10 protein-coding genes are annotated in these 13,021 nt (G+C 68.0%); 2 read left to right on the top strand and 8 right to left on the bottom strand.

Features of this window, described 5'->3' with window-relative positions:
- Positions 1-2: 2 nt before the first annotated feature.
- Both AC0IZJ_RS13930 and AC0IZJ_RS13925 read right to left on the bottom strand, forming a co-directional pair.
- Positions 3-467, bottom strand: coding sequence for a DUF2269 family protein (locus AC0IZJ_RS13930; protein WP_471850676.1), 465 nt, complete (start codon positions 465-467; stop codon positions 3-5).
- Positions 468-478: 11 nt separating this feature from the next.
- On the bottom strand, positions 479-1,786 hold the full coding sequence (locus AC0IZJ_RS13925; RefSeq protein WP_471850674.1) for an SDR family oxidoreductase: 1,308 nt from the start codon (positions 1,784-1,786) through the stop codon (positions 479-481).
- Between the two features lie 88 nt (positions 1,787-1,874).
- On the opposite strand from AC0IZJ_RS13925, the gene AC0IZJ_RS13920 reads away from it, so the two are divergent.
- Entirely contained in the window at positions 1,875-2,360 is a 486-nt protein-coding gene (locus tag AC0IZJ_RS13920) for a hypothetical protein (protein ID WP_471850672.1), read from the top strand.
- Between the two features lie 30 nt (positions 2,361-2,390).
- Here the strand turns inward: AC0IZJ_RS13920 and AC0IZJ_RS13915 are convergent, their stop codons facing one another.
- From AC0IZJ_RS13915 to AC0IZJ_RS13900, 4 genes are all read right to left on the bottom strand, one after another.
- Positions 2,391-3,416 (bottom strand): chemotaxis protein CheB, encoded by a 1,026-nt coding sequence (locus tag AC0IZJ_RS13915; protein ID WP_471850670.1) that lies wholly within the window; start codon positions 3,414-3,416, stop codon positions 2,391-2,393.
- A gap of 5 nt (positions 3,417-3,421) precedes the next feature.
- A complete protein-coding gene (locus AC0IZJ_RS13910; protein WP_471850668.1) occupies positions 3,422-5,419 on the bottom strand; it encodes a S9 family peptidase in 1,998 nt (665 codons plus the stop codon).
- 117 nt (positions 5,420-5,536) lie between these two features.
- On the bottom strand, positions 5,537-6,085 hold the full coding sequence (locus tag AC0IZJ_RS13905) for a low affinity iron permease family protein (RefSeq protein WP_471850666.1): 549 nt from the start codon (positions 6,083-6,085) through the stop codon (positions 5,537-5,539).
- Positions 6,086-6,101: 16 nt separating this feature from the next.
- Positions 6,102-8,525 carry a catalase gene (locus AC0IZJ_RS13900; RefSeq protein ID WP_471850664.1) on the bottom strand — a complete coding sequence of 808 codons (2,424 nt, stop codon included), beginning with the start codon at positions 8,523-8,525 and terminating at the stop codon, positions 6,102-6,104.
- 221 nt (positions 8,526-8,746) lie between these two features.
- Here AC0IZJ_RS13900 and AC0IZJ_RS13895 point away from each other — a divergent pair, with 221 nt between their 5' ends.
- Positions 8,747-11,224, top strand: a complete 2,478-nt coding sequence (locus AC0IZJ_RS13895) for an ATP-binding protein (RefSeq protein WP_471850662.1) — start codon at positions 8,747-8,749, stop codon at positions 11,222-11,224.
- A 22-nt stretch (positions 11,225-11,246) separates the two neighbouring features.
- On the opposite strand, the gene AC0IZJ_RS13890 is transcribed toward AC0IZJ_RS13895, so the two are convergent.
- Positions 11,247-12,044: an alpha/beta fold hydrolase gene (locus AC0IZJ_RS13890; RefSeq protein ID WP_471850660.1), complete on the bottom strand. Its 798-nt coding sequence runs from the start codon at positions 12,042-12,044 to the stop codon at positions 11,247-11,249.
- 14 nt (positions 12,045-12,058) lie between these two features.
- A complete protein-coding gene (locus tag AC0IZJ_RS13885) occupies positions 12,059-13,015 on the bottom strand; it encodes an alpha/beta fold hydrolase (protein WP_471850658.1) in 957 nt (318 codons plus the stop codon).
- Positions 13,016-13,021: the final 6 nt, after the last annotated feature.

Genomic DNA, 13,021 nt, shown 5'->3' with positions numbered 1-13,021 from the left:
GTTCAGGCCGGCTTGGCCACCATGAGATAGAACACCACCACCAGCGCGAGGAAGGCCGGCACGCCCAGGGCCGTCCAGACCTTCAGCATGCCGAAGTACTGCGCCGGCAAAGGCTCACCGCGGGCCGCAGCCGCCTCGGCCAGGCGGCGCATGCGGATCTGCAGCCACACCACCGGCAGCCAGCAGGCACCGGCCAGGAAGTACAGCGCAAAGGACCAGGCGATCCACGGCGTGCCCAGCGGGATCCCCGCCAGGTGGGCCATGTAGAGGCCGCTGAGCGGCTGGAAGATGATGGTCGTCGTCGTGAAGATCCAGTCCGCCCAGACCACCTGGCGCACCACCACGGCCACGGCGGCCGGCTGGCGGCTGAGGCTGGCGAAGAACATGTAGTAGGCCGAGCCCAGGCCGGTGCCGAAGAGCACGGTGGACGACAGCACGTGCAGCCACTTGACGATCATGTATTCCATCTCGGCTCCTTTCAGGCACGTGGTCGATTGACCGCAGCGCTCGGCTCGAGCCGCCACAGCATCAGCAGCAGCGCCAGCATCGGCAGGTTCTTCAGCATCGGGCCGTAGGGGTGCAGCCAGAACTCCGGCAGGCGCAGCGCGATGACGGCGCTGTAGAACAGCATCAATGCGCCCTGCGCCAGCCACAGCCAGCGCCGCCGCCGGAACGAGCACAGCGTCAGCAGGCCGAGGGCAAGGTCGAGCAGCGCCGCGCCCCACAGCGCCGCAGCTTGCAGGTCGGCAGGCACGCCCGCGCGGCCCAGCAGTTCGTAGCTCTGCTCAACCGGAAAGCCGAACAGCGACACGAAGGCCGTGGCGATCCACACCACCGCCAGCGACAGCCTCGCCAGCGGCAGCAGCCAGCCGAGCAGCGCCTGCGTGCGCAGTGCCTCGCGCTGCTCGGGCGCAATGAACTCCTCCACCGGCCGCGGCAGGCGCGCCAGCACGGCGGCCAGCGGCGCTGCATCGGTCGTGTTGCCGCGCTCCAGCATCACCCAGGAAGCACGGTCCAGCATGGCATTGCGTCGGCGGTCGCCCAGCCAGGCCAACAGGCGCATCAAGGGCTCGGGTGCCGACAGCGTCAGCACCGGGGCCGGCAGGCCCATCGCGCCGCGCAGGGCGAGCAGGTAGACGCGCAGCGTCAACGGCTCCGGGCCGACAAGCCCGAGGCGCCGCCCGCGCAAGCGCCCGGCCGGCGCCTCCACCATCTCGCGCAGCGCCTCGGCCGCGTCGTCGACATGGATGGGCTGTATGCGCTGCCGCCCACGCGCCGGCAGCAGCAGCACCGGCAGCGCGGCCAGCTGCAGGAAGCGCTGGGAGCTGGCCCCGTCCGGCCCGAAGACGAGCGAGGGCTGGGCGATGCCGGCATCCAGCGGCAGGCTGAGCAGGTGGCGGTCGGCCTCGTACTTGCTGAGGTAATACGGCGTCTCGGCACGCGAGTTGGCGCCCAGGGCCGACACCTGCACCACGCGTTGCACACCGGCTGCGGCGCAGGCCTCGAACAAGGCGCGCGGCCCCTGCACGTGCAGCGCGTCGAAGCTGGCGCCGGGGCTCTCCTTGAAGATGCCCACCAGGTTCACGACAGCGTCGATGTCCTGCAGATGGGCGCGCCAGACCGGCGCCGGCGTGGCGGCGAAGTCGAGCTTCAGCCAGACGCAGCGGGCGTCGTCGACGCTCGGCGGCCGGCGGCCCGCGCAGACGACGCGGTGTCCGGCAGCCAGCAGTTCGCGCAGCAGGCGGCTCCCGAGGAAGCCGGTGGCGCCGGTCAGCAGGATCTTCATGTGTCCGGCCATGGGGCAAAACGCGTGCCCCGGTGCGGGCGAGCGGTTTGCCATGGCAGTCCATCGTCATTCGCTGCCGGAGTTGCCCATGAAGAGACTGCTTCTTTCCCATCTTTTGTCGCGCGCATCCGGGCGCCTGCTGCTGAGCGACCTGCTGTCCAGCGGCTTGTCGGCGGCCGTGTTGATGTGGCGAGGCCGCACGGATGCCGGCAGCGCCGCAGCGCCCATCAACGCCGTCAGCCACTGGCTGTGGCCACGCGCCGCGCTGCGCCAGGACGGCTTCACGCCGCGCTACACCCTCACCGGTGCGGTGGTCCACGCCGGCGCAGCGGCCTTGTGGTGCGGGCTGTACGAGGCCGTGCGCGCACGCCGCGCCGAACCGACGGCGATGAACGCCGTTGGCGACGCTGCAGCGGTGAGCGCGGTGGCAGCGGTCGTCGACCTGAAGTGCGTGCCCGAGCGGCTGACGCCGGGGTTCGAGAAACGTGTCTCCAACCGCAGCCTGGTCATGACCTATGCCGCCTTCGCTGCAGGGCTTGCCCTGGTCGGCCTTGCCAACTTGCCGAAGCGGTGAGCCGGCGCTGCTCCCGGCACCGAGAGCCGCTCAGACCTCCACGCCCTCCACAAGTTCGCGGAGCGCGTCGATGGCCAGCTGCAGCCGCGCGGCTTCGGCGCGCCGGGCAGCGGCCGTTGCAGTGTCGCCATCGCCGATTGCAAATTGTTCGGCACGCAGGCTCAGCTCCCGCTTCTCCTGCAGCGCCCGGATCGACGACCAGAGCGCTTCATCTGTTGCCCCAGATTGCGCCGCGCGCAGCGTTTCGAGGGTGAAGGCATGACCGGTGTGGCAGCGGAAGCGCCGCGGCGCAGTGCCCGCGACTTCCCATAGCGAGCCGTGGCAGTCGGGGCAGGTGAAGGTGGACGGGCTGCCGATGGCGCGCAGGTGCTCCATCGCATTGCCGGCGCCCAGCGAAATAGCCTCTTCGTGCGTGGTTGGAGATGGCATGGAAGTTTCCCTCCGGACGGGGTCGACGCTGGCCTTTTCCAGCAGCGAGCACAGGAGCGGCGCGAGGTTGGCAACGCCGATGCGGTGGTCCACGTCGACATGCTTGAACACGCTGAGCGGCATGCTGGGAGCCATGGCTTCGCTGGGGTCCTGGACGATGGCGGTCCCGCCATAGGCCTTGATCGCCTGCATGCCGGGCGTGCCGTCCTCCAGCAGGCCGGTCAGCACGACGCCGATCACGCGGTGCTTCCAGGAGAGTGCGGCGGACCGGAAAAGCGGATCGATGGCGGGCCGCGCATGGTGTTCCTTGGGACCCCTGGACAGGCGCAGTGAGGCGCCATCGACCCGCATGTGGTGGTCGGGAGGTGCGATGTAGATCCGGCCCGCTTCCAAAGCGGTGCCGTCGATCGCATGCATCGCCCGGAGCGGCCCGACGGCGTTCAGGATGTCGGGGAGCATGCTTTTGTGCGCGCCCGTGTGCAGGACGATGCAGATCGGCGCCTTGAAGTCGCTCGGCAGGCCGCCGCACAACTGCTTGAGTGCAGCGACACCGCCGAGCGATGCGCCGACGACGACCAGCCGGGGATGCGGCAAGGCTCGCGTCTGGTCCAACGGTGCAGTCGTCATCGCACTCACCCGGCGTTGAGTGGCTGATCCACCCAGCGCTCAAGCCAATCAACGATTCGCCGCTGGATGTCGACGCGATGCGATGGCTTGCCTTGCCCAAAGACATGGTGGCTGCCGCCCGGATAGAGCACCAGCTCTGTCGGCGCGCCGCCTGCACGGCGCAGCTTCACGAACAGTTCCTCCGATTGGCCGCGCGGGCAGCGTTCGTCGTCGGCGCCCTGCAGGAACAGCGTGGGCGTGCGCACCTTCTCGATGGCGCTCATGGGCGACAAGCGCGCCAGCTGCTCGCGCTGGTCCTCCGGCTCGCCGCCCGACGAATAGGCATCGGCGTAGTAGCCGCTGTCCGACGTGCCGAAATGCGACTCCATGTTGGCGACCGGCGCACACACCACGGCGGCGCGGAATCTCTTGCTGTGCCCCACGGCATAGGCGCTCATATAGCCGCCATAGGACGAGCCGGTGATGGCGATGCGCTCATCGACAAAGCCCTCACGGCAGAGTTGCTCGACTGCGGCGAGGTGTTGCGGCAGATCGAGTTCACCCCAACGGGCCCGAAGCCGATCCGAGAACTCCCGCCCGTAGCTGCTGGACCCGACCGTGTTCAGAGCCAATATCGACCAGCCGCGCGAACACAGCGTCTGCCAATAGGGGTGGGTCGAGAACTTCAGCGGCACATAGCTCGCCGGCCCGCCATGCACATCGACCAGCAGAGGGCCAGGCTTGAACGGGCGGCCCGCAGGCCTGAGCAGCCAGCCGTCGATGTTTTCGTGGCCGCCATTGCCGTCGGGCAGCTTGAAGCGTCGGTATTCCACCTCGGGAACGCTGCGCTCGGACCACCAGTCGTTGAACCGGCTGAGCTGCCGCGTCTCCTGCTCTTCCCAAGGCGCGGCATGCAGCTCCAGCGGCGTCGCGGGGCTTTCGCTGGTGTAGACCAGCCGTGTCGAATTGGCGGCCAGATAGCTGACGTGATGCTCGCCGCCAACGACGCAGCGTGCCTCACCGCCAGGGACGCGGACGGCGGCAATCTGCTGCAGGCCGCGCTCGACCTGGATGACGGCAAGTTCAGTCGATTCACGGTTCCACTGAAGCTCACCCATGACTTCCAGCGACTCGGCCCCGAGCGGCGCCACCGTTTCTTCGTCGACATTGATCAGCCACAGCCGCATCTGGGCGTCCCCGCTGTCCAGGGAACCGCTGAAGGCGATCCAGCGTCCGTCCGGAGACCAGCTCGGCGAGGACGAGTTGGCTTGGTCAAAGCTCAGGCGTTTGGCTCCGCTCGGCTCACCGTTCGCGTCCAGGCTCATCAGCCAGATATCCGTGCAGTGTTCTTCGCCTTCCTTGTCGCGTGTCCGGCTGAAGCAGATGCGGTTGCCGTCGGGCGCCCAGGTGGCGGCACGCACGTCGTAGTCGCCCTGGGTGATCTGCCTGGCATTGCCACTGCCGGGGTCGATCAGGAACAGGTGGCTGCGCGAGTCGAGCAGGTAGCCACTGCCGTCAAGCTTGTAGGGCAGGCGCCAGCAGAGTTGCGGCTTCTCGCGGTCCGGCGATTCGGTTTGCGCACCGTCGGCGCGTGCGCAGCCCTCGGCTCGTTCGTCCGGGTCGACGGTGACCAGCCCCGAGGCCAACAGCCGGTCGCCCTGAGGTCGCCACCAAATCCTGGTGGCTCCCCGTGCCAGGTGGCTGATCTGCCTCGCCTCGCCACCGTCAGAAGGCATGCGGTAGATCTGGAAGGTGCCCTTGCTGGCTCGGTCCGAAACAAAGGCAAGCTCGCGACCGTCCGGCGACCAGCGTGCGTGCTTGTCCTCGGCCTGAGCGAAAGTGAAGCGCCGCGCTTCTCCGCTCTCCAGGTGGAAGGTCCAGAGCGATGAAGCGTAGCCGTCGGCCTCAGAGTCGATCCGCTTGACCGTGCACACGGCCAAGGGGTGGTCCGGCAAGACATGGACCTCGGTGATCTGCTGCTCAAGTTCAAGGTCGTCGGGGGAAAAGTCCTTCAGGTCGGGCATGGTGATGGGTGGTCTTCAGCTGATGGGTTGCGCCACCCGCGAAAAGACCTGCTGATGGCGCCTCTGGCCAAGCACCCAGCAAAAGGTGTTCCCAAACGAAGGACCCCCGCCCTGCCGCTACCTCCGCAAGCCCGGCCTGTCCGGCGACCGACCGTCTCCCGGCACCACGACGGGCATGCCGTCTTCGTCGATGGAGTGCACTTCCTTCACCGGTCCGGACTGCTTGGCACGCTCTGCCAGCCGTGCATAGAAAGCCGCAACCTCGCGAAGATCCTGCTCATCCAGAGACTCGATGCCGATCATCCGGTTGCTGGCCGTCCTGTGGGCGGCCAGCAGTTCGTTGAGCTTGAGGTGCATCGCGACACTGTCCTTGTTCTGGCTCTGCTGGATCAGGAAGACCATCAGGAAGGTCACGATGGTCGTTCCCGTGTTCACGACCAGTTGCCAGCTTTCGGAGTAGCCAAACATCGGGCCGACGGCGACCCACACGGCGATCGTCAGCAGCGCGACGCAGAAGGCCGTCGGCGTGCCGCACCAGCGAGTCACTGCCGATGCGAAGTGGTCGAACCCCGTCAACAAGCTTGAACGGCCGGCGTACGCCGCCGTGCTCGTGTTGGGCATTGCGCCCAGGCCGACGTCGGTCTGTGTGGTTTCCCTCATGTTCATCCCTTCTGCACCCCGCTCAAACCATCGGTGGATCGGTCTCGCGCTGGAAGTGACGGTGCTTGGCCACGGCCTGGATGAAGGCGGCGGCGCCAGCGCTCGCGTCGTCGGCGATGACGATGCCAGGGTCGGGAACCTCCGATGCCGTCGCGCCCCCCAGGCCGGCGGCCTGCAGCAACTGAAGCCCGGTGCCCAGCACCAGGATCGATTTGCAGTGCCGGTACTGATCCCGGATGAACTCGTAGGTGTGGCCGTCGCGCATCAGCGCATTCACCGCAGCCTCGCCATCGGGCAGCACCAGCGCGTCGAACAGGAAGCCTGGTTCGTTCTCAAGGGAAACGTCGGCCTGCAGGTCCACGCCGTCCGCCGTCTGCACCGGCCCGATGGTCGAAGCGGCGATGCGCGGCACCGCACCCTGATCGAGCAGCGCGGCGTGCACGGCCAGCAGCGACTCGCCCACCACGCCGTTTGCCGCCAGCAGCACGATCTTGCGCCCGGCAATGGAGCCGTCGCCCGGCCGGGCAAACAGCGACAGCGCCGGCGACACCTTCACCTCGGGCTTGGGTGCGCGGGCGATGGCGCGCGGCATCGGCTCGGGCAGCGGCATGTTCAGGCCTGCGGCAACCTTGTTGGCCAGCCCTTCCGACGCGTTGCGCAGCGAGGCCAGCATGCGCTCCCGGATGGCCGGCACCGTCACCTTGCTGAGCTCGAAGCGGAAGGCCGCGGCGATGTGGTTCTGCTCCACCGGCGACTGGCTGTCATAGAACAACCGCGCCTGGTTGTAGTGCTCGGCGAACAGCTCGGGCTTGGCGCGCACCTTGGCCTGGTCCTCCCGCGCGCGCAGCCGCGCAGCGACCGATGTGAAGCCCTGCTCCGCCGCGCCGGCCTGGAAGGGGCAGCCGCCGGCCAGCGAGTTGGGCTCGTAGCTCACGCGGCCGCGGTGGATGGCCTGGCGGTGCATGCCGTCGCGCTGGTTGTTGTGCACGGGCGCGATCGGCGAGTTGATCGGGATCTCATGGAAGTTGGGGCCGCCCAGCCGCGAGATCTGCGTGTCGACGTAGGAATGAATGCGGCCGGCAAGCAGCGGGTCGTTGGAGAAGTCCAGGCCCGGGATGATGTTGGCCGTGCAGAAGGCGACCTGCTCGGTCTCGGCAAAGAAGTTGTCGGGGTTGCGGTTGAGCACCATGCGGCCGATGGGGCGGATGGGCACCAGTTCCTCCGGCACGATCTTGGTCGCGTCGAGGATGTCGAAGCTGAAACGCGCCGCCTCGTCCTCGGTGAACACCTGGACACCCAGTTCGTACTCCGGGAAGGCGCCGCTCTCGATGCGCTCCCACAGGTCGCGGCGGTGGTAGTCCGGGTCGGCGCCGGAGATCTTGACCGCCTCGTCCCAGGTCAGCGAATGCGTGCCGGCCTTCGGGCTCCAGTGGAACTTGACGAACACCGACTCGCCGGCGGCGTTGACCATGCGGTAGCTGTGCACGCCGAAGCCCTGCATCGTTGCGTAGGAGCGCGGGATGGCGCGGTCGCTCATGACCCACATCAGCATGTGCGTGGACTCGGGCATCAAGGACACGAAATCCCAGAAGGTGTCGTGCGCGCTGGCGGCCTGCGGCATCTGGTGATGCGGCTCAGGCTTGACGGCGTGGACCAGATCGGGGAACTTCATGGCGTCCTGGATGAAGAACACCGGGATGTTGTTGCCCACCAGGTCCCAGTTGCCTTCGTCGGTGTAGAACTTGACCGCGAAGCCGCGCACGTCGCGCGCCGTGTCCTTGGAGCCGCGTTCACCCTGCACGGTGGAGAAGCGAACGAACACCGGCGTGATCTTGCCGGCGGCCTTGAACGGCGCAGCGACGGTCAGGTCGGGCAGCGCGTCATAGGCCTCGAAGAAGCCGTGCGCCGCTGAGCCGCGCGCATGCACGATGCGCTCCGGAATGCGTTCGTGGTCGAAGTGGGTCAGCTTGTCGCGGAGGATGAAGTCCTCGAGCAACACCGGCCCGCGCGTACCCGCCTTGAGTGAGTTCTGGTTGTCGGCAATGCGCACGCCCTGGTTGGTCGTCAGCACCTGGCCGCTGGAGTCCACCCGCACGCGGTCGAGCGGCGCGACCGTCGGATTGCCGCCCAGAGCGGCTTGGGTGCCCGCCTTGGCGTTGGTGTTGGCTTCGGTCAGGGTGCTGCCGGTGACCTGTGGCGAAGGCGGCGATACATGCTGCCCGGTCTGCGGTGCAACACCGTTGCCGGCGCCATGCTCGCCAGCCTTGTTGGCATTGAAGGGCATGGCGGCGGCCGTGGTCTGCACGTCTTCCATCTTGCGCGCCGCAGCATCATCGCCAGGTGCGGGCGCCGGCCGGGAGGGCCCGCTGTCGGTATTGCGGGCGGCAGCCTTGGCGGCGGCACCCTTGTTGGCAGTCGAGATGCTTGTCTTGCGCGAAGTGGCCATGGTTTCTCCTGGGTGGGCGGTTTGAATGCGGCGTGTCATGGGTCGAGGGGCCTTCCGGCAAACGACGTGCCGGCCGTGGGTGACCTCGCGATGGCACCCCTAAGATCGAAGTTGTCCAACCCCGTCCCTGCCCCGGTTTGCTGCGCTTCGACACTTCTGCACTCGGTCTCCCTGGACCCGAAACGCCGTCGGACCTCGTCCTTCGTTTTGGCGAAGCGGAGTTGCGGCTCGCATCGCGGGAACTCCTGCTAAAGGGACAGCCCGCGCCGCTCGGCGCGCGCGCCTTCGACATCCTGGCCGTGCTGGCACAGCGCCAGGGCCGCGTGGTATCCAAGCGGGAGCTCATGAGCCTGGTGTGGCCGGACACCGTGGTGGAAGAAGCCAACCTGCGGGTCAATATGGTGGCCATCCGCAAGTGCCTTGGCGCGCAAGTCATCAGCACCATCCCGGGTCGGGGCTACCAGTTCGCACAGCAGGTCGTTCAAACGACCGTGCCGCGATTGCCGTCCGATATGCCGACGCGGGCGAGCACGGAAAGCCCGCAGGGCGCGGCAATGCTGATCGGGCGGGAGGAACTGCTCGCGCAGGCGCTGTCGCTGATGGCGCAACAGCGCCTGCTCACACTGACCGGCCTGCCCGGCAGCGGCAAGACAAGCCTGGCGCAGGCGATCTGTGCATCACTGGCGAACGACTCGCGGATGCGTGTCGTGTGGGTGGACCTTGCGCCGCTGACGGACGGCGCAGCGGTGGCGGGAACGATCGCCCGCAGCTGCGAGCTGGAGCTTGGCGCTGCCGACGGACTGAGGGGCTTGGTCAAGGCCTTGCGGCACCCTGCCTGGACGCTGGTGCTCGACAACGCCGAGCACCTGGTGGACAGCGTGGCCGAGGTGGCGCATGCGCTGCTGCAAAACTGCAGCCGGCTGCAACTGCTCGTCACCAGCCAGGCCCGCCTGAAGCTGGCCGGCGAAACCGTGCTGCCCGTGCCGCCATTGGCCGTGGCGCCTGCGGGCACGCCCGTGGAGCAGGCGCAGTTCGCGCCTGCACAGGCCCTCTTCCTCGCTCGTTGTGCGGCCATGGGGCGGCAGCTGCCCATCGACCCGCTCACGTTCGACCGCATGGCCACCCTGTGCGAGCGGCTGGACGGGCTGCCCCTCGCGCTGGAATACGCCGCCGCCGCAGTGCCGCTGCTGGGCCTGCAGGGTGTCTTGCAGGCCCTCGACGAGAGGCACCTGTCTCTGAGTGCGGGGCGCCGTGATGCGCCACCCCGGCACGGCAGCTTGCGCGCGCTGCTGCAGTGGAGCGTGGCGCTGCTGGGGCCCAACGAGCGGACGGTGCTCCGCCGGCTTGGCGCTTTCCCTGGCGGCAGCAGCCTCGAACTCTTCCGCAGCGTCGTCGCGAGCGACTTCGAGGACCCTTGGGCAGCGCTGGAGGCGCTGTCGGAACTGATAGACCGCTCCCTCGTGGTGTCCGGGACGACAGAGCCGCCGCGCTATCGCCTGCTTGAAACGACCCGCGCCTTTGCAACGGAGCTGTTGTCCGCACATGAGGAGGCCCCGGCGCTTCGGGCACGCTTTGCCGAGGCGGTGTGCCAACGCCAGGAACGACTTCACCGTGCCGCACAGACGGGAGAGCTGCCCATCGCACAAGCCGTGGAGCAACTGCTCGAGGAAGTCGACAACACGCAAGGCGCCTGGCAATGGGCAACGGAACACGACCCGACGTTGGCACTCCGGCTGTGCATGCCGCTGGCCTACGCGCTGGCCCGGTCCAGCGGCTGGTCGCAGAGTGCACAGTACTTCGTGCAGACCGCCAGGCACTTCAACGACAGTCAGCCTCTGGCGCTGCGGGCGCGCTGGGCCTGCGAAGCGGGCCGGCATCTGTCGATGCACGACTGGCCTCGCGCTCGCGAGTGGCTGAGCTTCGCCCTTGACGCCTATCGCAAGCTGGATGACCGGCAGGGGCTCTGCCAGGCGATGGCCGCCTGGGGCAGCTGGCTGCTGCAAGGCCAGCCCGACCTGCCGGCGTGGCGAGCGGCGCTTGAGGAGCTGCGAGCGCTCGATGACGAGAGCTGGCCCGATGCCGTGCGCGCACCGGGCGTCGTCATCGCGGCCAAGCTCGACATGGCCCTGCATGGCCGCGCAGGCGCCCGCGCCGCGTTGGAGGAGGCGCTGGCCTTGGCGGGCTGCGACCCGCTGGCCCGCACCTATCTGCTGATCAACATCATGCAGGCGGCGCTTCAGGACGACAGCGCCGTGGAGGTGATTGCACTGGCCGAGCCCGTGTTGCCAGCGCTGCGCCAGAGTCAGCACCACACGGCCTTGAGCTTCATGCTGCTGTGTATGGCGCAGGCACAGCTGCGCACGGGCCATGCGGCCGAGGCTCGGCAGACCTTCGGTGAAGGGCTGCCGGTCGCGCATGCGCATGACCTGCTCTATCTGTGGGGCGACGCGCTGGCGGTGTGGGCCTGCGCGCTCGGCGCTTTCGATGAGGCGGCCTGGCTGAACGGCTATTCGGACAGCGGCCACCGAACGCGTGGCATCGATCGCAACGAGGCCGAGGCCTGGTTCCGGCGCGAGTCGGAACGTCTGAGCCGCGCGGCGCTGAGTGAGCCAGCTCACCGCCACGCGTATCGGCAAGGAGAGCGCAGCGACGACGATGCGGCGCTGGTACTCGCGATGGCGCTACAGCAGCGGGGTTGAACCGGGCTCCCGCCCGGCCCCTTCAATGGGCCGAAGCCGCCGCCTCGATCAGCTCGGCAACCGCCTTGGGATGCGAGGTCATCACCACATGCGAGGCGCCCGGCACCACCACGGTCTTGCGTGACCGCGCGCGCTCGGCCATGAAACCCAGCCCGGCTGCCGGAATGTTGAGATCCGCCGTGCCATAGACGAAGTACGAGGGCAGTTGCTTCCAGGCGGGCTCGCCACTGGCTTCGACAAGCGCCGCCTCGGCGATGGGGCGTTGCGCCGCAGCCATCAGCCGCGCCTGGGGTTCAGGCACGTCGGCGGCGAACTGCTGCCAGAACTTGCCCTGGTCGATGTAGAGGTCGACCCCGCCCCCGGGCAGAGCGACCGGCTTGGCGAGCGCGCCGCCCAGGGTGCCGCCCGGGAACTTGCCCGCAAGCTGTGCAGCGCCCTCCCCCTTGTCCGGCGCGAACGCCGCCACGTAGACCAGCGATTTCACCTGCGGCTTGCCGAGGGCGGCGCTGGTGATCACGGCCCCGCCGTAGGAGTGGCCCACCAGCACGACCGGCCCGGGGATGCTGTCGATGACGCTCGCGACATAGCGTGCGTCGCCCGACACGCTGCGCAGCGGATTGGCGGCCGACAGGACCGGATAGCCGTCCTTTGACAACTGTTCGACGACACCGTTCCAACTCGACGAGTCGGCGAAGGCGCCGTGCACGAGAACGATGGTCGGCTTGCTGGTGGGAGTGGTTTTCATGGTCTGGGCCTGTGCATGGATTTGAGCGAAGCCGGCAAGCAGGCCGGCGGCAACGAGGAGGAACTTGAATTTCATGGGGTGCGCTCCGTTCAGTTGGAGATGAACTCGAGAAGGTCCTGGTTCAGACGGTCCTTGTGGGTGTCGGCAAGACCGTGCGGAGCGCCGGGGTAGACGATCAAGCGGGCGCCCTTGATCAGCGCGGCGGAGGCTCGCCCCGAGGCGTCGATGGGCACGATCTGGTCGTCATCACCGTGGATGACCAGGGTGGGCACGTCGAACTTCTTCAGGTCGCCGCGGAAGTCGGTCGCCGAGAAGGCGGCAATCGAGTCGTAGGTGTTCTTGTGGCCTGCGACCATGCCCTGGCGCCAGAACGACTGGACGGCCCCTGTCGACGCCTTGGTGCCCGGCCGGTTGTAGCCAAAGAAGGGGCCGGATGCGATGTCGAGATAGAGCTGCGAACGGTCAGCCAGCGAAGCCTTGCGCAGGCCGTCGAACACTTCCAGCGGCAGGCCGCCCGGGTTGTCCGGCGTCTTCAACATCAGCGGCGGCACGGCGCTGACCAGCACCGCCTTCTTCACGCGACCCGTGCCATGGCGGCCGATGTAGCGAGCCACCTCGCCACCGCCGGTCGAGAAGCCCACCAAGGTCGCGTTCTTCAGGTTGAGGGCCTCGATGACCGCGGCCAGGTCGTCGGCGTAGTGATCCATGTCGTTGCCCTCCCAGGGCTGGCTCGACCGGCCATGACCGCGGCGATCGTGGGCCACGACACGCAAGCCCTTGCCCGCCAGGAAAATCATCTGTGATTCCCAGCTGTCGGAGTTCAGCGGCCAGCCGTGGCTGAACACCACGACCGGGCCGGTCTTCGGGCCCCAGTCCTTGTAGTAGAGCTCCACGCCGTCCCGCGTGGTGATGGTGCTGGCGCTCTTCGCGACTTGCGCGGAACGGGCTTTGGCCGATGGTGCCGTGGTGGCGGACGGCGTCTGGGCGACGGCATGAAGCGTGCCGGCGGCCAGGCCGATAGCGAGAACGAGTCGAGAGAAGTTCATGGTGGT

The sequence above is a fragment of the Roseateles sp. AC306 genome (genome assembly GCF_979253795.1).
This window is presented reverse-complemented; position numbering and strand designations above follow the sequence as displayed.